We start from the raw sequence: 21410 nt of genomic DNA, 5'->3' as shown, positions 1-21410 counted from the left end.
CTCGCGCCCGCGCCGGGGGCGCGCGGCCCCCCCCCCCGCCGCCGCCGGCGGGGGCCCCGCCCCCCCCCGCCCCCCCGCGCCCGCCCCCCCGCCCCCCCCGCCCCCCCCACGCCGGGCGTCCGGGGCTCGGGTGATCGGGGTGCTCAGGTGGTCAGCAGCAGCTTGCCCACGTGCGTGCTCGACTCCAGGACCTGGTGGGCTCGCGCCGCCTCCCGCAGGGGGTACGTCGCGTGGACCACCGGGCGGACCCGGCCCGTCTCGACCAGGGGCCACACGTGCTCCCGTACGGCCGCGACGATCGCCGCCTTCTCCTCCAGGGGCCGCGACCGCAGCGTGGTGGCGGTGATCGCGCCCCGCTTCGCCAGCAGGGCGCCCAGGTTGAGTTCCGCCGTGACACCGCCCTGCAGGCCGATGATCGCGAGGCGGCCGTTGACGGCCAGCGCGTCCACGTTCCGCGCCAGGTACTTCGCTCCCATGATGTCCAGGATCACGTCCGCCCCGGCGCCGTCGGTGGCCGCCTTGAGCTCCGCCACGAAGTCCTGCTCGCGGTAGTCGATCAGGATGTCCGCGCCCAGCTCCGCGCAGCGGTCCAGCTTCTCCTTGCCGCCCGCCGTGACCGCGACCCGCGCGCCGACCGCCTTCGCCAGCTGGATCGCCATGGTCCCGATGCCGCTCGACCCGCCGTGCACCAGCAGGGTCTCGCCGGGGCGCAGCCCCGCCACCATGAACACGTTGGACCACACCGTCGAGACGACCTCCGGCAGGGCCGCCGCCGTCACCAGGTCCAGGCCCGCCGGGACCGGCAGCAGCTGGCCCGCCGGGACGGCGACCTTCGTCGCGTACCCGCCGCCCGCGAGCAGCGCGCACACCTCGTCGCCGACCGACCAGCCGGACACTCCGGGTCCGATCGAGGCGATCCGCCCGGAGCATTCGAGGCCGGGGAAGCGCGAGGCGCCCGGCGGCGGATGGTAGACGCCTTGCCGCTGCAGGACGTCGGCGCGGTTCACGGCGCTGGCCGCGACCTCGACGACGACTTCGCCGTCTCCTGCCACCGGGTCGGGTACCTCGGCCCATACGAGGGCGTCGGGACCGCCGGGCTGTTCGATGGTGATCGCATGCATGGCCGGAGGCTACCGCTCGCGCGCGCCGCGCGGAGGGTTACCTGCCCGGACCCTGCATCACCGGCGGTGAGTGCGGAGGCGAGTTCGGCGGGGCGGCGCGGACGATGGCGATGAGACGGTCCGTCAGCTGGAGGGGACTCGCGTGCGGGTCGTCGTACGGGAGCAGCCGGTGGCCGCGCAGGACGCTGACGACCAGGTCGTCGGTGTCCCGGACGGACTTGCCGACCTCCGCCCGGTTGACCGGGCGTTCGATCAGGTCGAGGCCGCTGCCCTGCTGGATCAGGTCCTCCATCACGGTGCCCGCGCTCGGGCTCAGCACCGAGAGTCCGAGCAGCCGGCCGGCCGCGCTCGCGCTCGTGATGACCGCGTCCGCGCCCGACTGGCGCAGCAGCGGCGCGTTCTCCTCTTCCCGGACGGCCGCGACGATCTTCGCGCCGCGGTTGAGCTGGCGGGCCGTCAGGGTGACCAGCACCGCCGTGTCGTCCCGCTGGGTGGCGATGACGATCTGACGGGCCTTCTGCAGCTCGGCGCGCAGCAGGACGTCGGAGCGCGTGGCATCGCCGACGACCCCCGTGAATCCTTCCGCGTTGGCGATGTCGATCACCTTGGCGCTGGGGTCGACGATGACGACCTGCTCCTTGTGGAGGCCGGTGGCCAGCAGGGTCTGAAGGGCCGAGCGGCCCTTCGTGCCGAAGCCGACGACGACCGTGTGGTCACGCAAGTTCTTCCTCCAGCGGTTCAGCCGCCATTCCTCACGGGTCCGCGTGGTGAGGACTTCCAGGGTGGTTCCGACCAGGATGATCAGGAACAGCACGCGCAGCGGCGTGATCAGCAGGACGTTGATCAGCCGCGCGCTGGGGCTGTACGGGACGATGTCGCCGTAGCCGGTGGTCGACAGGGTGACGGTCGCGTAGTAGACGCAGTCGAGGAAGTCGACCGTCTCGTTGGCGTTGTCGTGGTAGCCGTCGCGGTCGATCCACACGAGCAGGACCGTCAGGCACATCACGAGCAGCGCCATCAACAGCCGCCGCGTCACCTGCCGCAGCGGCCGCTCGACTTCCCGCCGGGGCAGTTTGACCCGGCGCGAGACGAGCTTCTCGTCGGCGCCGCGGGCCATCGCGTCGGAGCCGTGAAGTTTCACGTGAAACATCCCCCCGAAGCCCACGGCAGGTCGAGGATCTCCACGTCCTGCCCGGAGTGCGCCCCGTGCGGCGGTACGACGGCCAGCGCGTCCGCGGCGGCCACCCCGCGCAGCATCGCGGGGCCGTTGTAGCGCAGTGGTACGGCGTGCTCGTCGGTCAGCAGGACCGGTACGAGCCGGGTGTCGTGCGGGTGGCCCGGTACGTCGCCCTCCACGGGCACCGCGTACCGGGGGCGGGTGCTGCGCCCGGCGAGGGCCCGCAGGAGCGGTTCGGCGAGGGTCAGCAGCCCGGACACGGCGGCCAGCGGGTTGCCGGGCAGGCCCACCAGGTGGCGGACCGGGTCCCGGCCGGGGGCCCCGTCGCCGAGCCGGGCCAGGAGCATCGGGTGACCGGGGCGTACGGCGACCCCGTCGACGAGCAGGTCCGCGCCGGCCCGGGCGAGCACGGGGTGGACGTGGTCGACGGGGCCGGAGGCGGTGCCGCCGGTGGTGATGACCACGTCGGCGGGGGAGGTGGTGACGGCCTCGAGGAGCGCTTCGGCGCCCGCCGGGTCGTCGCCGAGCCGCCGGACGGCGATGACCTCGGCGCCGAGCCGGGTCAGCCAGGGTCCCAGCATGGGGCTCAGCGCGTCGCGGATGAGGCCGTCGTGCGGGCGTCCCTCGGTCAGCAGTTCGTCGCCGAGGACGAGGATCTCCACGCGCGGCCGGGGCCGGGTGGTGAGCTCGTCGTACCCGGCGGCCGCGGCCAGGCCGAGCACGGCCGGGGTGACGAGGGATCCGGCGGGCAGCAGCAGGTCGCCGGAGCGGCACTCCTGGCCGCGCGGGCGGATGTCCTGGCCGGTGGCCACGGGCCGCTGGGCGTAGAGCAGGCTGCCGCTCTCGCGGGAGTGCTCGCTGCGGATCACGGCCGTGGTGTCGGCGGGGATCCGGGCCCCGGTGGCGATCCGGACGGCCTCGCCGTCCGCGAGGGGCGCGGGGCGGTCCGATCCGGCCAGCGCGTCGTCGCCGGAGCGGACGGACCAGGGGCCGGGGCCGGCGACGGCCCAGCCGTCCATGGCGGAGGTGTCGAAGGAGGGCAGGTCGCTCAGGGCGTCGAGGGGCTTGGCCAGCACTTCGCCGAGCCCGTCCGCCAGCGGGACCTGGTGGACGCGGCCCCGGACGGAGGCTCCGGCGCGGGTGGCGGTCTCCCGGGCCCGGTTCCAGGGCGCGGGCCGGTGGCCGCCGGCGGCGCCGGAACGGGGGTCCGGGCTGACCAGGGCGAGGGCCTGGTCGAGGGCACGGTCGGCGTCGGTGCCGGAGCCGGTGGACGCGGTCATCCGGAGCCGGTCGGTTCTGCCGGTCCCGCGGCCTCGGCCTCGGCGGCCCAGCGCAGGGCCAGCTCGGAGGCCTTGCGGCAGGCCTCGGCGACCGCCTCGGCGGGGTCGGCGCCGGTGGCTTCGGCGCGGGCCGCCGCATAGCCGACGAGGAAGGTCGTCAGCGGGGCGGCGGGCCGGGCGACGCCGTGGGCGGCGTCACGGGCGAGGTCGAGCAGGGTCTTGGTGTCGACGGCCAGGTCGATGCCCAACTCGGTCTTGGCGGCGGTGATCCATTGCTCCAGCACGGTTCCATGCTCTCTGATCCGGGCGCGGGCGGCGGCGAGATCGTCCCAGGTGTCGCAGTCGAACGAGGCGAGTGGCGCAGCCGCGGTGACGCGGGTGAGGTCGAGTTCGGCGGTGACCGCGCGCAGCGGGAGGCCGGCCAGGGCGCCGTGTTCGGCGGCCAGCAGAGCGATCTCCCGGCGCAGGGGCTCGGCCCGGTACGCGGCGACCAGGGGCTGGTCGCGGCCGTCGGGATCCCGCAGTACGGCTCCGTCGCCACCGGGCGAGTCGAGGAGGGCGCGGACCGTGTCGCGGTCCAGGAAGGGCAGGTCGGCCGAGAGGACGAGGACCCGTGTGGCCGTCGTGTCCACGGGCGCCCCGTCGGGGCCCGGGCCGGGGGCCGAACCGCGGCCCGGGCCGTGGCCCTGCCCCGGATGCCCGCGCAGGTGCCGCAGACCGGCGTCGAGCGCGGCGAGGGGGCCTCCTCCGGGGGGCGATTCGCGGGTCCATTGCACGGGCCGGGCGGTGGGCCGGCGGCCGCCGACGACGACGGTGGTCCGGGCGTCGGCGCAGGCGTCGAGGACGCGGTCGAGGAGGGGGCGGCCGCCGACGAGGAGGCCGGGCTTGTCGGCCCCGCCGAGTCGCTGCGCGGCGCCGCCTGCCAGCACGATGGCGTCGTAGGTCATGCCCCGAGTATGCGGGGGACACGTTGCGTATGGGTTCCGCGGTTTACCGGATCCTTACGCCCGCGCTGTGAGGCCTGCTCCCCGCCGCCGCCCGGAGCCGGCCCGGCCCGCGTTCCGGCGTCCTCGGGGACTCCCGGCGGGCCGGCCCCCCAACGGCTTCGGGGCCGCTCCGGCCGTGAGGCGGGAGCGGCCCCGAAGAGGGCTGGGGGGGAACGGGCTCAGAGGTAGGGGCCCGAGCGGACCGCGCCGTGGGGGCCGTCCTCGTCGTCCTCGTGGGAGGAACCCGGCGGGAGGGCGCGGCGCATCTGCTCCAGCTGGGCCCGCGCCGCCATCTGCTGCGCGAACAGGGCCGTCTGGATGCCGTGGAACAGGCCTTCCAGCCAGCCCACCAACTGGGCCTGGGCGATCCGCAGTTCGGCCTCGGAGGGAATGGCCTCCTCCGTGAACGGGAGGGAGAGGCGCTCCAGTTCCTCCACCAGCTCGGGAGCCAGACCGTCTTCCAGCTCCTTCACCGACGCGGCGTGGATGTCCTTGAGACGGACCCGGCTGGCCTCGTCCAGAGGTGCGGCGCGGACCTCTTCCAGGAGTTGCTTGATCATGCTGCCGATCCGCATGACCTTGGCGGGCTGTTCGACCATCTCCGTCACCGGGACCTCGCGCGACTCGTCATCGGCGCCGCCGACCGCCGTCCCGTCCTGTCCCACGATCATGACGTGCGGGGACGGGGGGCTGTCCTGCGACCGTTCACTCCTCGGCATCTCCATGCCGTCATTCTCTCGCACACCTTCGCTTGCACTCGGTGTGCCCCCGCACAGGCGTGATCCACCCTGTGCGGAGGCACCAACATCCGTCGGGACGACCGTCAGACCTCGCGGCGGGCCAGTGCCCCGCTCGAACGCGTGACCAGGGCCGCCAGGAGGGCCGCGCCCAGCGGGACGGCGACCAGCAGACCGGCCAGCGTCGTCCAGGGCACCTCGATCGGCATGTACGGCACGGTCTCCGAGGCTGCCGAGTAGCCGTTCTCGATACCGTGGCGGATCATCTCGGCCGCCGCCCGCCGTTCGGTGAGCCGCAGTCCGACCGCCGGCAGGATCCCGGCCGCCGAGCCGAGGACCACGCCCATCAGGGCGACCACCCCGCACTGGAATCCGCTGAGCGTGCGCCGTACCCGGGGCGCCGCGCCGACCGCGGCCAGGGTCTTCAGGTCGGATTCGGCGTCCGCCTGCGCCAGCCCGGTGGCGATGCCGGCCGCGCCGATGGTGACCAGGCCCGCGAAGATGGTCAGGGCGAGCATGATCACGCTGTCGTCGCCCTCGTAGCCCTTCTCGATGCGCACCGAGGCGTCGACGCCCAGTTGGTCCAGGGCTCCGTCCAGCCGCTGGCGCTGCTTCGAGCTCGCTCCGCCGTCGAGGGTGAAGTAGGAGCCGACCGGAGTGGTGAGCAGACCCGCGCTCTTCGCGGCCGAGGGCGGCAGGACCAGCGTCAGGCCGTACCCGTTCACCGAGTCGGGCATCTGGTAGGCGGGGAACACCTTGTCGTCGCCCGGGGGCTCCTCACCGGGGGCGAGGCCCGCCACGGGCTTGTCCGTGTTGGCGATGAGCCGGACCGTGACCTTGCCGTTCTGCACGTTGGGCTTGGAGAAGGACAGGGCCTTGCCGGCCTTCAGGGCGGACACCGCACCCGGATCCGTCACGGCCAGGACAGACAGCAGCTTCTCGTCGGCGACGACCAGGGCGTTCTGGATGCCGAACCGGGTCTCCTGGCACCGCCAGTCGTTGCGCAGCTCCTTGCGCTGTTCCAGGGTGAAGGAGGCGGGTCCGTTCGCGGCCGTGTAGAGGGGGCAGCGCTGGTCCTTCGGAATGATGATCTCGGCCCGCCCGCAGCCGGGGGTGGAGGAGTACGGGGAGCAGCCCGGCTTGCCGACGGTGACCCGTTCCACGTCGGCCCGCACGTCCACGGGGAGTTCCTTGGACAGCGCGGTGCGCATGGCGGCCACTTCGCGGTAGGCGGAGCTGTCGTTGGCCTCCATGAGCCCGGCGCCGTAGGGCAGTTTGGCCTCGTACTCGTAGCGTGCCTGGACTTCGTGGCTGTGCTGGTACGTCGCCACCGCGACGGTGCCGGCGACGGCGGCCAGTACGGCGGCCACGGCCGGAGCCGTACGTCCCCGGTTGCGCACGGCGTCGCGCAGCGCGAGCCGGGGCGACAGCGGCAGCCACCGCCCGACCCGCCCGAACAGGCCGACCAGGACGGGGGTGAGGGCGACGATGCCGAGCTCGGCGATGGCGCTGCCGCCCGCGACGACGGTGGTGCCCATCTTGGAGACCGTGCCGTACAGGGCGATGGCGGCGCCGCCCGCGATGGCGAGCACGCCGAGGACGGGCAGCACCCGGTTGGCCCGGCGGACGCCGCGGCGGCCGGTGAGCGAGGCGAGCACGGTCTGCCGGGAGGCGGTGACGGCCGGAGCGATGGCGGCCAGCAGGCCGGTCAGGACGGCGAGCAGGCCGATGCCGAGGAGTTCCAGCGGGCGGACCTCGAAGCCGCCGAAGCGCTTGCCGATGGTCTCTTCGAGCACCGGCCGGAGCCCGAGGGTGAGGCCCACGCCGATGACGGTGCCGACGACGGCGGCCGCGGCGCCGATGACGAGGCCGCCGGAGAGCACGATGGCCCGGATGTGCCGCCGGTCACCGCCGTTGGCGCCGACGAGGCCGAGCTGGCGGCGCGAGCGCCGGGCACCGACCGCGAAGGCGGGGCCGGCCAGCAGGCAGATCTCCAGCATGGCGAGGCCGACGACGGTGGAGAGGACGGCGATCTCGGCGCCCCCGAGGGTCGAGCCGACGCCCCAGGCGTCCTTGCGCTCCTGCTGGTAGAGCGGGACCTCCGAGTCGGCCGGCGGGTCCAGCAGGACGGTGCGCGACTCGACGACGAGGCCCTTGGTGTTGGCCTCCTTGACCATGTTCCACGTGAAACCTTCGCCGCCGACCTTCACCAGGTAGGAGAGCTGGGGGTGGACCCCGTTGCTGCCGGCGTTCTGCAGGGCGCGGTCGAGCGGGGCGATCAGGCTCCCGGGCGGGGCGAGCAGCTGGCTCACGTTGAGACCGTCGGGCATCTCGTAGGCGCCGACGATCTTGTAGGAGACGGTCGACTCGCGCGGGGTCACCGTGGAGCCGACGAAGTAACCGGACTCCTCCAGGAAGGCGTTGGTCGCGATGACCTCGCCCGTCGCCCCCGGCAGCCTGCCGCGGTCCAGGGTCAGCAGCCCCTTCGTGAGGGGGCTGGCCGCGTCGAGTTCGCGCAGCTCGGTGTCGAGGATGCCGAACCGGGTGCGGACCTTGGCGTAGGCCTGGGTGTCCGTCACGGCCTGGGCGCCGGGCGGCAGCGCCGGCGGCGCCTCCTCTTCGCGCCCTCCCCGGGCGGCCCCGTCGTACTTGTCGTAGCCGCCGACCGGGGCGTAGCTCTTCGCGTCCGGCCGCTGGTAGATGGCCACGCCCATGTGGGAGGAGCTGATCTTCGCGTCGGTGGCGCCGAGCAGCCGGTCCATGCGCTGCTCACCGGTGAGCTGGGAGCTGCGCGCGGTGAGGTCGGCGGCGCTCACGCCGACGATCGGCAGGGCGATCATGGCGAGGACGAGGATGCTGCGGCCCTTGGAGCGCCAGGCGTCGCGGCGGGCTATCCGGATCGCCGCGATCCATGAGTGGTACCAGGAGATCACTGGTGGGCCGCCTGCCCGGTGAGCAGGGAGTCGGCGTGGCTGCGCAGGGTCTCGTCGACGACGCTGCCGTCGCGCAGGAACACCACGCGGTCGGCCCAGGCCGCGAAGCGCGGCTCGTGCGTCACCAGGATCCCGGCCGCCCCCGCCTCGCAGCGCGAGCGCAGCAGGGCGAGGACGGATTCCCCGGTCTCGGAGTCGAGGGCGCCGGTCGGCTCGTCGGCGAGGACGAGGCGGCGGTCGCCGACGAGGGCGCGGGCGATGGCCACGCGCTGCTGCTGGCCGCCGGACATCTCGTCGGGGAAGCGGTCGGCGAGCTGGGCCAGGCCCATCTCCTCCAGGGCGGCCAGCGCGGAGCCGCGGGCCTTGCGGGCGGATATCCCGTCGAGTTCGCGCGGCAGCGCGACGTTCTCGGCGGCGGTGAGGGCCGGGATCAGGTTGTAGTCCTGGAAGACGTACCCGATGCTGCGGCGGCGCAGCGCCGCCAGCTGCCGGCGGTTGGCGGTGGTGATGTCGGTGCCTTCGACGACCACGCGGCCGCTGGTGGGCTGGTCGAGGCCGCCGGCGAGGGTGAGCAGCGTGGACTTTCCGGAGCCGGAGGGGCCCATGACGGCGACGAGTTCGCCGGGGTACACGGAGAGGTTGATCCCGCGCAGGGCGTGCACCTCGGTGGCGCCGCTGCCGTGTGTGCGGACGAGCTGGTCCAACTGCAATACGGGCTGGTCAGGCATGGTGAGTCCCCCCTGGGACGTGGAGCGGTGTTCAGCCTCGCCGCGTGCGGGCGGTACGGGGCAGCCGGTCGGTGGTCGGGGTGGTCGGGGTGGTCGCCGTCGAGGCGCCGGCCGCGGCGGTCGCGGCCGCGCGGGCCGCGGGACGGCTCTCGGTCCGGCTTTCGGTGCGGGCGGCCGGGGTGCCGCCTTCGGGCGGCTCGGCCTCGGCCGGTGCGAGCCGGCCGCTCGCGGAGAGCCGTACGAGCCTGGTCTCGCAGTGGTCGAGCCAGCGGGCCTCGGCTTCGGTCTGGAAGATCAGCTGCTCCAGGACCAGCAGCCAGGCGATGTCGTCGCGTTCGCTGTCGCGCCCGCTGTCGATGGCCGCGAGGGCCTGGGCCTTGAGCCGGGTGTAGTCCTGCATGGCCTGGACGGTGGCGTGCCGCTGGGACTGGATGACGGCGCGGATGTCCACGTTGGGCGCGCCGACGGCCATGGCCAGCTTGATGGCGAGCTCGTCCCGTGGCGGGTTGGCCCGGTCGACGGGGCGCTCGTACCACTCGCGCAGTTCGGAGCGTCCGGAGTCGGTGATGGCGTAGAGCGTGTGCCCGGCCGCGTCCTCGCCGCCGGGTGCGACGAGCCCGTCGCGCTCCAGGCGCGCGAGGGTGGTGTACACCTGCCCGACGTTGAGCGGCCAGGTGGACCCGGTGCGGGATTCGAATTCGGTGCGCAGCTGGGAGCCGTAACGGGGGCCCCGTTCCAGCAGGGCAAGAAGGCCGTGACGGATGGACATACTCAGTATCTATACCGAGTATGTACCTCGCCGCAACCACCCTGAGGCCTACGTCGGAAGGGGGAGGGACGCGTTCCGTCCGTCGCGGGAGGGAGCTACCGCCCCCGGCGCAGCCGCATTCCCATGAAGCCCAGACCCAGTCCCATCAGGGCGAATCCCGTCCCGAGGGGCAGTATGTGCGCGGCGAGATCGGCGGCCCGCTCGTTCGGCTCCGTACCGAGCGCGCTGACCGGGGAGGGCGGGGCGGGCGGGGAGGGCGTCGCGGGGGGCGGCAGGGCGGGCTCGACGCGCGGGCGGACCGGGAAGGGCCGCGCGGCGACCACGGCCTCGGCGTTGGGGGGCTCGGTGGCCGGCCGCCCGGGGCGCTCGCGCCCGGCCCCGGCGGCGCTTCCGGCCAGCTGCTCGAACACCTGGTCCGCGCGGTCCGCGCGGTCCGTCTCGTCCGCGCGTGCGCCGGCCGCGTGCGGGCGGTGCGCGGGGGAGGAGGTCCCGGCGTTCGCGGGCGCCGTGACCAGCAGCGCGGCGGTCGCCATCGCTGCCCCGGCGGTCCATCGCAGCGCGCGGGCGTATGTCACGGACTCAGATTTGCATAACCGGACAAAAGCGGCATCCCGTACGGGCCGTACGAGGGCTACGGGATGCCGCGGGTGCTGTTGACCGACGCGGCGCTAGCGGGTCACTCCGGGTCGCCGGTCGAGATCCACAGGGTGAACGTGGTGTTCTTCGGGTCGATCTTGGATTCGCCGGTGGGCTGCTGCTCGATGACGGTCCCCTCGCCGTAGACCGCCTCGTCGCGCGGCTTCTCCTCGTACTTCCAGCCGGCGGCCCTGATGCAGGCCTTCACCGAGACCATGTTGATGTACCGGAAGTCGGGGGCCCGCACCTTGGTCGCGTCGTTGAAGTCCTTCGAGGGCTCCGTGCACTTGGCCGGGTCGATCGTGCGCGAGGCGTCCGGCCCCTTGTGCCCGGCCTTCGCCGAACCGGACGTCGAGACGCCCGGCGTCGGCCCGGCCCCGTCCTTCTTGTCGCCGCCCATGTTCAGCCAGGCGACCAGGCCGCCGATGGCCAGCAGGGCCACCGCGGCGGCGCCCACCACGAGCGGGGTGTTCCTCTTCGCCGCGCCGCCGCCCCCGGATCCCTGGCCGCCCTGCGGGGAGATCGAGTACGGCGCCGGGGTCACCGGCCCGAAGGGCTGCGGGGTCTGGTGCGGCTGCGGGTACGCGTACCCGCCCGGAGCCGGAGTGTGCGGGCCCGGCACGGGAGCCGGCGTCGGTGCGTACGGGGACGGCGCCGGGGTCTGCGCCATGGGGTAGGGCTGCTGCAGCGACTGCGGCGGCGCCTGGAGGCCCGAGTCCACCGGCGGGAACACGGCCGAGCCGAGCCCGGCCCCGCTGTTGGCCGGGTGCGAGCCGGGGACGATGACGGGGGCACCGGTGTGCCCGGCGCCCGCCACCCGCGCGACCTCGTCGAGCATGGCCGCGGCGGTGGGGAAGCGCTCGTTCGGGTTCTTCTTCAGGGCCCGCGCCACCAGCGCGTCCATCGCCGGGGTGACCGAACGGTTGATGGAGGACGGCGCGACCGGGTCCTCCTGCACGTGCGCGTACGCCATGCCCAGCGCCGAGTCCGCGACGAAGGGGACCCGCCCGGTCAGCAGCTCGAAGAGCATGATGCCGACCGAGTACAGGTCGGAGCGGGCGTCCACGGCCCGCCCGAGCGCCTGCTCGGGGGAGAGGTACTGAGGGGTGCCGACGACCATGCCGGTCTGCGTCATCGAGGTGACCCCCGACTGCATGGCCCGGGCGATGCCGAAGTCCATCACCTTGACGACGCCGCGCCGCGTCATCATGACGTTGCCCGGCTTGATGTCGCGGTGGACCAGGCCCAGCTCGTGGCTGCTCTCCAGAGCCGCCAGCACGTCGGCCGTCACCTTCAGGGCCTTGTCGGCCGGCATGGCCCCGTACTGCCGGACGTCGCCGTCCAGGACCGAGCCCAGCGGCTGCCCCTCGACGTACTCCATGACGATGTACGGCATGACCGACCCGTCGGCCACCGACGGGTCGGAGAAGGAGACAACCCCTTCGCCGGTGTCGAAGACGGAGACGATGTTGGTGTGCGACAGTTTCGCTACAGCCTGCGCCTCGCGGCGGAAACGCTCGCGGAAGGACTGCTCACGGCCGAGCTCGCTGTGCAGCGTCTTGATGGCGACCTGACGGTCGAGCGCGGAGTCGTAGGCGAGATAGACGGACGCCATCCCGCCCTCACCGAGCAAATCCCTTAGCTGGTAACGGCCACCGGCAAGAGAGCCGCCCGCGTACTGGCCCTGAGTGCCGTCCTGGCTCATGAGTGTTGCTTCCCCTCGGGATGTGTCGCTACGCGTCTGGCTGAGCGCATGTCGCGCTCAGTCTGCCGGAGGGCAAGCAGACGTCAAGCCAGGTTCCCGTTCCGTGACCACATGGCCACCGGAGTCCTCGTCCGAACGGCGACCGGTTCCGAGGCTGTAGCGTTCATCGGAGCACACGATGAGGACCTACCGCTGAGCGGCGGCCGAGACAGACGACGGTGAGGACTGATGGCACCCGAACCCGAGGGAAGCGGCGCCGGGATGGCCGATGGTCCTGAACACTGGGGCGCGGGCGGCCTGGTGGGAGACGGCCGCTACCGGCTGACCCACCGTCTGGGACGCGGCGGCATGGCCGAGGTGTTCGCGGCCGAGGACGTGCGCCTGGGCCGGACCGTGGCCGTCAAGCTGCTGCGCCCGGACCTCGCCGAGGATCCGGTGTCCAAGGCCCGTTTCACGCGCGAGGCGCAGTCGGTCGCGGGCCTCAACCACCACGCCGTCGTCGCCGTGTACGACTCGGGCGAGGACCGGGTCGGCCCGAACGTCGTCCCCTACATCGTCATGGAACTGGTCGAGGGCCGCACCATCCGCGACCTGCTGATCAGCGCCGAGGCCCCGGGCCCCGACCAGGCGCTCATCATCACCTCGGGCGTGCTCGAAGCGCTCGCGTACTCGCACCAGCACGGCATCGTGCACCGTGACATCAAGCCCGCCAACGTGATCATCACGGAGACCGGCGCGGTCAAGGTGATGGACTTCGGCATCGCGCGCGCCCTGCACGGCGCGCAGTCGACGATGACCCAGACCGGCATGGTCATGGGCACCCCGCAGTACCTCTCGCCGGAACAGGCCCTCGGCAAGGCCGTGGACCACCGCTCCGACCTGTACGCGACGGGCTGTCTGCTCTACGAACTCCTCGCGCTGCGACCGCCCTTCACCGGGGAGACCCCGCTGTCGGTGGTCTACCAGCACGTGCAGGACGCCCCGGTCCCGCCCTCGCAGCTGCCGGAGGGCCACCAGATCCCGCAGGAGCTCGACGGGCTCGTCATGCGCTCCCTGGCCAAGGACCCGGACGACCGGTTCCAGAGCGCCGAGGAGATGCGCGGGCTGGTCCAGTACGCCCTGCAGATGCTGCACGACCAGGGGCCGAACACCGGCACCTGGAACACCGGCCCGGTCACCATGGCGCTGCCGCACGGTCGAGGCCCCGCGCAGACCACGGCGATGCCGATGCCGGGCCAGGGCCAGCCGCGGTACGGCTCGCACTCCACGACCTCGCAGTTCCAGCAGCCGATGGTGCCGCCGCTCAATCCGGACGACGGTTCGGCCTTCCCGGGCGGCGGCGGTCCCGGCGGTCCGGGCGGCCCCGGCGGGTCCGGGGGCGGTTACGACGGCTACGACGGCTACGACGACCGCGCCGCCGGCGGCGGCCGCTGGAAGCTGTGGCTGTTCGCGGTCCTCGCCGTGGTCGCGGTCGCGGCGGGCGTGGCGTACGCGGTCAACAGCGGCACGGGCAAGGGCGGCGGTCCGCAGAACCCCGCGCCGGAGACCTCCGCCTCCTCCTCCGCCTCGACCAGCCCTTCGGCCACCCCGTCGGCGGACACCGCGCCGTCCAAGCCGTCGCAGGAGAGCTCGTACTCGTCCGACAACTCGCCGCTGCCGAGCCGGAGCAAGTACTCGCAGAGCTACTCGCCGTCGTCCACGCCGTCGGAGTCGCGTTCGGCGTCGCGCTCGGCCTCCCCGACCAACTCCAAGTCGCCCTCGCCGACCCCGACGAAGTCCTCGTCGACGGTGACCCCGGAGCCGGGCGGGCGTAACCCTGAGTAATGCGAACGGCCCGGCGGAATTCCGCCGGGCCGTTCGCGAAGGGTCCGAAGTTCCTTCGGAACTCCCTCAGAGCGCGTGCTGGTATTGGCGGTCCAGATTTCCCGCGAGCGTGTGCACGGTGACGAGTTGCGGATCGATGCGCATGTAGACGGGGTCGAAGACCGCACCGTCCACGAAGTGCGGACCCGGGCCGAAGAGTTCCAGTTCGGCGGTGGTGGGTTCGATGATGTTCGCGGTGCCCGTGAACTGCACCGACCACAACTGCGGCTCGCCGGAATTGACGTTGTCGGCTCCGTACGAGACCACGCTGCCATTGCACGCGTGGTGGTAGCCGAAACCGGCGTGCATGCGCAGGACGACCTTGCCGTTCACCACGATGTGGCGCGCGACGGCGAGGAAGGGCAGCGCGCGCATGCTGGTGGCCGCCCGGCCGTACGGCACCCGGCGCAGCAGTTCGATGGCGTGGAGTTCCTCTGGGGGCATGCGTCCATGGTCCGATACCGACGCGGTGCCGGAAAAGGGGAGCCCGCCCCCCACATCGGGGACGTTGGTCCCGAATGAAACGATGTACCCCGTGGAATCAGGCGGCCACGGGGCGTCACGCTCCGTCATCGATGCGGAAGACGTGGATCCGTACGGTCGGCCCCTCAGCGCCCCTTCTCGGCCTGCAGCCGGGCCACGTACGCGGCGGCCTGGGACCGGCGCTCCATGCCCAGCTTGGAGAGCAGGCTGGAGACGTAGTTCTTGATCGTCTTCTCGGCCAGGTGCAGGCGCTCGCCGATCACGCGGTTCGTCAGGCCCTCGCCGATCAGGTCGAGGATCTTGCGCTCCTGCTCGGTGAGGTTGGAGAGGCGGTCGTCGCCCTTGCCGTTCTTGCCGTCGCGCAGCCGCTCCAGCACCCGGGCCGTGGCGACGGGGTCCAGCAGCGACTTGCCGGCCGCCACGTCCCGTACGGCGTTGAGCAGTTCATTGCCGCGGATCGCCTTGAGCACGTAGCCCGAGGCTCCGGCCATGATGGCGTCGAACAGCGCTTCGTCGTCGGCGAACGAGGTGAGCATCAGGCACTTGATGTCCTCGTTCTGGGAACGGACCTCGCGGCAGACCTCCACGCCGCTGCCGTCGGGCAGGCGGACGTCGAGCACGGCGACGTCGGGCCGGGTGGCGGGAATGCGGTTCAGGGCGTCGGCGGCGGTGCCGGCCTCGCCGACCACCTCGATGTCGGATTCCATCGACAGCAGCTCGTGAACACCCCTGCGGACCACTTCGTGGTCGTCGAGAAGGAACACCTTGATTTTGGCCTGATCACTGTCTCGTGTGCTCATCGACTACCCGTCCGAGTGGTTTGCGTTCCCGGATGACCATCCTAGCGTCGAAGTACGCTAAGGGTCCTAAGAGACGCTTTCTGCGCGGAGCGGGGCGCAATCGGAGCAAGGGGACATCTTGGTGTACCCGCGGGTGCCCGCATATGCCCGGCGCGCGGGGGGCCCTTCCCCGGGGGTGTGAAAGTCACCCCTTCCCTGAGGGTGACGACCGGGATAACGTGCCGTTGTTCCGGCCCCCTGCAAGGCTGTGACCAGTGCTTGTTCCCGCTTCCGCCGATTTACTTGGAAATCCAAGCAAAATCGCAGGTCAAACGGGGTTTCGCGGTTATGCGACGCACTGGGTAACGTGCATTGCGCAGGGCACTCGCCGGGGCACCTGTCACGCCTGAATCCCCCACCCGAAGCGCACCCACCCCGTGCGCGGGTAGAGATACAGGTGAGCCGCACTGGTCCCCGGAGAACCCGGGTGCCGGACCGACGGAGGAGCAATCGTGACCGTGGAGAGCACTGCCGCGCGCAAGCCGCGACGCAGCAGCGGCGCCAAGCGGCCGGCAGGCGCGGCTAGCGCCGCCAAGACCGCCGCTGCCACCGCGAAGACGCATGACGCCGAGCCCCAGCTCGTACAGCTGCTGACGCCCGAGGGAGAGCGGGTCGACGTCGCGGACCATCCCGACATCGCGGAGTTCGCCGCCTTCGTCGCCGACATCACCACCGACGACCTGCGCGGTCTCTACCGCGACATGGTCATGACCCGTCGTTTCGACGGCGAGGCGACCGCCCTGCAGCGCCAGGGCGAGCTGGGCCTGTGGGCTTCGCTCCTCGGGCAGGAAGCCGCGCAGATCGGCTCCGGCCGGGCGCTGCGCGACGACGACTACGTCTTCCCGACCTACCGCGAGCACGGTGTGGCCTGGTGTCGCGGGGTCGACCCGACCAACCTCCTCGGCATGTTCCGCGGCGTGAACCACGGCGGCTGGGACCCGACCACCAACAACTTCCACCTCTACACGATCGTCATCGGCTCGCAGACGCTGCACGCGACCGGTTACGCGATGGGCGTGGCCAAGGACGGGGCCGACTCGGCCGTCATCGCCTACTTCGGCGACGGCGCGTCCAGCCAGGGCGACGTGGCGGAGGCCTTCACCTTCTCCGCGGTCTACAACTCCCCCGTGGTGTTCTTCTGCCAGAACAACCAGTGGGCGATCTCCGAGCCCACCGAGCGCCAGATGCGCGTGCCGCTCTACCAGCGCGCGCAGGGCTTCGGCTTCCCGGGCGTCCGGGTGGACGGCAACGACGTGCTGGCCTGCCTCGCCGTGACGCGCTGGGCGCTGGACCGTGCCCGCCGGGGCGAGGGACCCACGCTGGTCGAGGCGTTCACGTACCGCATGGGCGCCCACACCACCTCCGACGACCCGACGAAGTACCGGCGGGACGAGGAGACGGCGGCCTGGGAGGCCAAGGACCCGATCCTGCGCCTGAAGGCCCACCTGCTGGCGACCGGAGGCGCCGACGAGGCGTACTTCGAGGAGCTGGAGGCGGAGAGCGAGACCATGGGCAAGCGGGTGCGCGAGGTCGTGCGCTCGATGCCCGACCCGGACACCATGGCGATCTTCGAGAACGTCTACGCGGACGGGCACGCGCTCGTCGACGAGGAGCGCGCGCAGTTCGCGGCGTACCTCGCGTCCTTCGAAGGCGGGGAGTGAACGTCATGGCCGTACAGAAACTGACCATCGCCAAGGCGCTCAACGACTCGCTGCGCAAGGCCCTGGAGACGGACCCGAAGGTCCTGATCATGGGTGAGGACGTCGGCAAGCTGGGCGGTGTCTTCCGCATCACCGACGGTCTGCAGAAGGACTTCGGCGAGGAGCGGGTCATCGACACCCCGCTCGCCGAGTCGGGCATCGTCGGCACCGCGATCGGCCTGGCCCTGCGCGGGTACCGGCCGGTCGTGGAGATCCAGTTCGACGGGTTCGTCTTCCCGGCGTACGACCAGATCGTCACGCAGCTCGCGAAGATGCACGCCCGCTCGCTCGGCACGATCAAGATGCCGGTCGTCATCCGCATCCCCTACGCGGGCGGCATCGGCGCGGTCGAGCACCACTCGGAGTCCCCGGAGACGCTGTTCGCGCACGTCGCGGGCCTGAAGGTGGTCTCGCCGTCGAACGCGAGCGACGCGTACTGGATGCTCCAGCAGGCGATCCTCAGCGACGACCCGGTGATCTTCTTCGAGCCGAAGCGCCGCTACTGGGACAAGGGCGAGGTCGACGTCGAGGCCATTCCGGACGCGCTGCACGGCGCGCGGGTGGCCCGCACGGGCACGGACATCACCCTGGCGGCCTACGGGCCGATGGTGAAGGTCTGCCTGGAGGCGGCCGCGGCCGCCGCCGAGGAGGGCAAGTCGGTGGAGGTCGTGGACCTGCGCTCGATGTCCCCGATCGACTTCGACACGCTGCAGGCCTCGGTGGAGCGCACGCGCCGGCTGGTGGTCGTGCACGAGGCTCCGGTGTTCCTCGGTGTGGGCTCCGAGATCGCCGCTCGCATCACGGAGCGGTGCTTCTACCACCTGGAAGCGCCCGTGCTGCGCGTGGGCGGCTACCACGCCCCGTATCCGCCGGCCCGCCTGGAGGACGAATACCTGCCCGGCCTGGACAGGGTGCTCGACGCAGTCGACCGCTCGCTGGCGTACTGAGGAGAGCCGTGACCATCCGCGAATTCAAGATGCCCGATGTGGGCGAGGGCCTCACCGAGGCCGAGATCCTCAAGTGGTACGTCCAGCCGGGTGACACCGTCACCGACGGACAGGTCGTCTGCGAGGTCGAAACCGCCAAGGCGGCCGTCGAGCTCCCCATCCCGTTCGACGGCGTCGTGCACGCGCTCCTCTTCGAGGAGGGCGTCACGGTCGACGTCGGCCAGGTCATCATCTCGGTCCGGACCGGCCCGGCGGACGAGGCCCCGGCCGAGGCCGTCGCCGTCGTCGCCGCCCCGGCCGCCGCCGAGGCCGAGCCGGAGGCCCCCGCCGCGGCCCGCCAGCCCGTCCTGGTCGGCTACGGCGTCTCCACGGCCTCCACGAAGCGCCGCCCGCGCAAGGCACCGCAGCCCGCGGTGGCCGCGCAGAACGGCACGGGCGTCGCCCAGCCGGCGTCCGCGCCCGCTCCGGCGCCCGCGGCCCCGGCGGCCCCGGCCGTCGTGGTCCCGGCGCAGAACGGCACGGCGGCCACCGCCACCGGCGCCAAGGCCCTGGCCAAGCCCCCGGTGCGCAAGCTCGCCAAGGACCTCGGCATCGATCTGGCCACGGTCGTCCCCACGGGCGACGGCGGGATCGTGACCCGCGAGGACGTGCACGCGGCGGCCGCCGCGGCGATCGCCCCGCAGGCAGCGGCCCCGGCCGCCCCGGTCCAGGCCCCGGCCCCGGCCGAGGCACTCGCCCCGGTCCAGGAGCTCCGGCCCCAGGCCGAGGCATCGGCCCGGGAGACCCGGATCCCGGTGAAGGGCGTCCGCAAGGTCACCGCACAGGCGATGGTCGGCTCCGCCTTCACCGCGCCGCACGTCACGGAGTTCATCACCTTCGACGTGACGCGCACGATGAAGCTGGTCCAGGAGCTCAAGGCGGACCCGGACCTCGCCGGTCTGCGGATCAACCCGCTGCTCCTGATCGCCAAGGCCGTCCTCGTGGCGATCCGCCGCAATCCCGAGGTCAACGCCTCGTGGGACGAGGCGGCCCAGGAGATCGTGCTCAAGCACTACGTCAACCTGGGCATCGCCGCGGCCACTCCGCGGGGCCTGATCGTCCCGAACATCAAGGACGCCCACGCCAAGACGCTCCCCGAGCTGTCGGAGGCCCTGTCCGCGCTGGTCACCACGGCCCGCGACGGCAAGACCTCCCCGGCGGACATGCAGAACGGCACGATCACCCTCACCAACGTCGGCGTCTTCGGCGTCGACACCGGCACGCCCATCCTGAACCCCGGCGAGTCCGCGATCCTCGCGATCGGCGCGATCAAGCTCCAGCCCTGGGTCCACAAGGGCAAGGTCAAGGCCCGCCACGTCACCACCCTGGCGCTGTCCTTCGACCACCGCCTCATCGACGGCGAACTCGGCTCCCGCTTCCTCGCGGACATCGCCGCCGTCCTGGAGCACCCCCGCCGTCTGATCACCTGGTCCTGACGGCCAGCGGAGGACCGGCCCACGGGTACCCACCCGGAGGCCGGTCCTCCGTCTTTTACCCGGACAAACCCTGCTGGCGTGCGGAAATGCGTTGGGGAACACCTCCGGGCGATGTGATCATCGGCCCATGCGCCTCCGCTCTGCCACCGCAGACCCCACCGACCTCGACCGCGCCCTCGCCTACCCGGCCGACGGCCCCGTCCCCGCCCTCACCCCGGAGAGGATCCGCGAGGAACTCGCCGCGCACCAGATGCGTCCCGAGTGGACCTGGATCGCCGAGGACGAGGACGGCGAGATCCTCGCGCGCGCCCTGTGGTGGGGCCGCGAAGACAGCGACCGGCCGGCCGTGCTCGACTGCCTCCAGGTACGCGCGTCCGTGGCCGACCCGGCAGCCGTCGCCGCCGAGCTGCTCCGCGCCGGGCACGCCGCGTTCGGTACGGTCCCGGACTACAACATCTCCCTGCCGAGCGGATGGCGCACCGGCTCCGACGGCCTGGCCGACGCGGTCGCCTGGCGGCAGGACGCCGCTTCCAGGGCGGGCCTGACCCGCGAGATCGAGCGGCTGCGCTTCGAGTGGACCCCGGACGCCGGGACCGCCGAGCCCACCGGCCGGCTGGTCTTCCGCGAGGGCACGGACGAGGAGTTCCTCGACGCCTTCGTCCGCCTCTCCAGCGGAAGCCTGGACCTGCACACGCAGAGCGAGCTCCGCACGATCGACGCCGAGGAACTGGCGCGCGACGACATCGAGTTCTACACCGACTGCCCCGGCGAGCGCTCCTGGTGGCGCCTCGCCCACCTGCCCGACGGCACCCTCGCGGGCATGGCGATCCCCTCCGCGACCCCGTACCACCGCAACGTCGGCTACCTCGGCGTCGTCCCCGAACAGCGGGGCCAGGGCCTGATCGACGAGATCCTCGCCGAGATCACCCGCTTCCACGCCTCGCAGGGCGCCCGCCGCATCACCGCCACCACGGACACCGTGAACGTCCCGATGGCCGCCGCCTTCACCCGCGCCGGCTACGAGGTGACCGAGATCCGCCTGGTGCTGGAGGCCTCGCAGGGGGCCTGAGGGAACCGTCCGGGTCCCCGACAGCGTGCTTCCAGTGGACGCCGACCGGCACTGGAGGAGGCACGGGGCCATGGAACTGACCAGGGAAATCGCCGCGATACGGGGCGGATCAGGTGATCCTGCCCGGCTGGTGGGTGAGTTCCGGCGGGCGGTGCTGCTCGTCCCGCTCGAGGACGGCGCCGACGGCGGGCTGATGTCGGCGGTGTCGGGCGGTATCCGCTGGATCTACGCGTTCACCGACGAGGAGGCGCTGGGGCGGTTCGCGGCGGCGCGCGGCGAGGCGGACGCCGGCCGGGAGTGGGAGTTCCTCTCGGTGCTGGGTGCGCGGCTGGTGGACGCGGTGGTGCCGATGGCGGAGGGCCCGGCGGGTGTGGCCGTGAACGTGGCGGACGAGGAGGGGTCGATGTTCTTCCCGCCGGTCGCGGGGATCGTTCCCGACGGCAGTGCGGTGGACCTCGCCGGTGGCGGGGAGGCGGCCTGATGGCGGGTGACGGGGATCTTGAGGTCTCGCCGGCGGCGGTCAAGAACGCGGGCGGTCACTGATGGGGTGGCGGGACTTCGTTCCGGATGTCGTCGAGGACGTCGTCGAGGACGGGGCGGAGAAGGTCGGCGACGCGATCGAGTGGGCCGGTGACAAGACGGCCGACTTCGCGGAGGACGTCGGTCTGGACGGTGCGGGTGACTGGATCCGTGACAAGAGCCGTTCGGCCGCCAACCAACTCGGTGCGGACGTCGCGGAGATGGAGCTGGGGCAGACCGGGGATCCGAAGAAGCTGGTCTACGGCAGTGTGTCGAAGATCCGTGCGCAGGTGGCGCACCTCAACGACTTCAAGGCGTCCTTCGATCAGGTCGGCAACGGTCTGAAGTCGATGGGGGAGCCGGAGGGGCTGAAGGGCAAGGCCGCGGACGCGTTCCGTGAGTCGGTGGCGAAGGAGCCGCCGCGCTGGTTCAAGGCGGCGGAG

Annotated in this window: 19 protein-coding genes; 7 read left to right on the top strand and 12 right to left on the bottom strand. The window is 72.4% G+C overall.

All coding sequences use genetic code 11. The features are described 5' to 3' along the window. Positions 1-143: 143 nt before the first annotated feature. From ACWF9Z_RS07180 to ACWF9Z_RS07135, 10 genes are all read right to left on the bottom strand, one after another. The gene (locus ACWF9Z_RS07180) at positions 144-1121 is read right to left on the bottom strand and encodes an NAD(P)H-quinone oxidoreductase (RefSeq protein WP_453598362.1); all 978 of its coding nucleotides are present in this window, start codon (positions 1119-1121) and stop codon (positions 144-146) included. 37 nt (positions 1122-1158) lie between these two features. Beyond that, complete coding sequence (locus ACWF9Z_RS07175) at positions 1159-2271, bottom strand: potassium channel family protein (RefSeq protein ID WP_453598360.1); 1113 nt, start codon at positions 2269-2271, stop codon at positions 1159-1161. Next, positions 2259-3578 (bottom strand): molybdopterin molybdotransferase MoeA, encoded by a 1320-nt coding sequence (locus ACWF9Z_RS07170; RefSeq protein WP_453598358.1) that lies wholly within the window; start codon positions 3576-3578, stop codon positions 2259-2261. Before ACWF9Z_RS07170 ends, ACWF9Z_RS07175 begins: the two co-directional genes overlap by 13 nt. Then, positions 3575-4525: an NTP transferase domain-containing protein gene (locus ACWF9Z_RS07165; protein ID WP_453598356.1), complete on the bottom strand. Its 951-nt coding sequence runs from the start codon at positions 4523-4525 to the stop codon at positions 3575-3577. Before ACWF9Z_RS07165 ends, ACWF9Z_RS07170 begins: the two co-directional genes overlap by 4 nt. A gap of 218 nt (positions 4526-4743) precedes the next feature. After that, the gene (locus tag ACWF9Z_RS07160) at positions 4744-5289 is read right to left on the bottom strand and encodes a bacterial proteasome activator family protein (RefSeq protein ID WP_453598354.1); all 546 of its coding nucleotides are present in this window, start codon (positions 5287-5289) and stop codon (positions 4744-4746) included. 98 nt (positions 5290-5387) lie between these two features. Beyond that, a complete protein-coding gene (locus ACWF9Z_RS07155) occupies positions 5388-8234 on the bottom strand; it encodes an FtsX-like permease family protein (RefSeq protein WP_453598352.1) in 2847 nt (948 codons plus the stop codon). Then, positions 8231-8962, bottom strand: coding sequence for an ABC transporter ATP-binding protein (locus tag ACWF9Z_RS07150; RefSeq protein ID WP_453598350.1), 732 nt, complete (start codon positions 8960-8962; stop codon positions 8231-8233). Before ACWF9Z_RS07150 ends, ACWF9Z_RS07155 begins: the two co-directional genes overlap by 4 nt. Before the next feature lie 31 nt (positions 8963-8993). Then, positions 8994-9731, bottom strand: coding sequence for a PadR family transcriptional regulator (locus ACWF9Z_RS07145; protein ID WP_453598348.1), 738 nt, complete (start codon positions 9729-9731; stop codon positions 8994-8996). 95 nt (positions 9732-9826) lie between these two features. Beyond that, on the bottom strand, positions 9827-10306 hold the full coding sequence (locus tag ACWF9Z_RS07140; protein WP_453598346.1) for a hypothetical protein: 480 nt from the start codon (positions 10304-10306) through the stop codon (positions 9827-9829). 101 nt (positions 10307-10407) lie between these two features. Continuing rightward, positions 10408-12072 carry a protein kinase domain-containing protein gene (locus ACWF9Z_RS07135; RefSeq protein WP_453598344.1) on the bottom strand — a complete coding sequence of 555 codons (1665 nt, stop codon included), beginning with the start codon at positions 12070-12072 and terminating at the stop codon, positions 10408-10410. Between the two features lie 228 nt (positions 12073-12300). Between ACWF9Z_RS07135 and ACWF9Z_RS07130 the strand changes: the two genes are divergently transcribed. Then, positions 12301-13896: a protein kinase domain-containing protein gene (locus ACWF9Z_RS07130; RefSeq protein WP_453598342.1), complete on the top strand. Its 1596-nt coding sequence runs from the start codon at positions 12301-12303 to the stop codon at positions 13894-13896. Positions 13897-13962: 66 nt separating this feature from the next. Here the strand turns inward: ACWF9Z_RS07130 and ACWF9Z_RS07125 are convergent, their stop codons facing one another. Both ACWF9Z_RS07125 and ACWF9Z_RS07120 read right to left on the bottom strand, forming a co-directional pair. Beyond that, positions 13963-14379, bottom strand: a complete 417-nt coding sequence (locus ACWF9Z_RS07125) for a pyridoxamine 5'-phosphate oxidase family protein (RefSeq protein WP_453598340.1) — start codon at positions 14377-14379, stop codon at positions 13963-13965. Positions 14380-14543: 164 nt separating this feature from the next. Continuing rightward, positions 14544-15218, bottom strand: a complete 675-nt coding sequence (locus ACWF9Z_RS07120; RefSeq protein WP_453598338.1) for a response regulator — start codon at positions 15216-15218, stop codon at positions 14544-14546. A 491-nt stretch (positions 15219-15709) separates the two neighbouring features. Between ACWF9Z_RS07120 and pdhA the strand changes: the two genes are divergently transcribed. From pdhA to ACWF9Z_RS07090, 6 genes are all read left to right on the top strand, one after another. Further along, entirely contained in the window at positions 15710-16918 is a 1209-nt protein-coding gene (pdhA, locus tag ACWF9Z_RS07115; RefSeq protein WP_453598336.1) for a pyruvate dehydrogenase (acetyl-transferring) E1 component subunit alpha, read from the top strand. A 5-nt stretch (positions 16919-16923) separates the two neighbouring features. Beyond that, complete coding sequence (locus ACWF9Z_RS07110) at positions 16924-17904, top strand: alpha-ketoacid dehydrogenase subunit beta (RefSeq protein ID WP_356652694.1); 981 nt, start codon at positions 16924-16926, stop codon at positions 17902-17904. Positions 17905-17912: 8 nt separating this feature from the next. Further along, positions 17913-19379: a dihydrolipoamide acetyltransferase family protein gene (locus tag ACWF9Z_RS07105; protein WP_453598334.1), complete on the top strand. Its 1467-nt coding sequence runs from the start codon at positions 17913-17915 to the stop codon at positions 19377-19379. A gap of 127 nt (positions 19380-19506) precedes the next feature. Continuing rightward, positions 19507-20448, top strand: coding sequence for a GNAT family N-acetyltransferase (locus ACWF9Z_RS07100; protein ID WP_453598332.1), 942 nt, complete (start codon positions 19507-19509; stop codon positions 20446-20448). A 70-nt stretch (positions 20449-20518) separates the two neighbouring features. Then, positions 20519-20929, top strand: coding sequence for an SseB family protein (locus ACWF9Z_RS07095; RefSeq protein WP_453598330.1), 411 nt, complete (start codon positions 20519-20521; stop codon positions 20927-20929). Positions 20930-20990: 61 nt separating this feature from the next. Then, positions 20991-21410: putative T7SS-secreted protein (locus ACWF9Z_RS07090; protein ID WP_453598328.1), on the top strand; the 420-nt coding region annotated here is incomplete at its 3' end.

The organism is Streptomyces sp. NPDC054961 (genome assembly GCF_053609145.1).
This window is presented reverse-complemented; position numbering and strand designations above follow the sequence as displayed.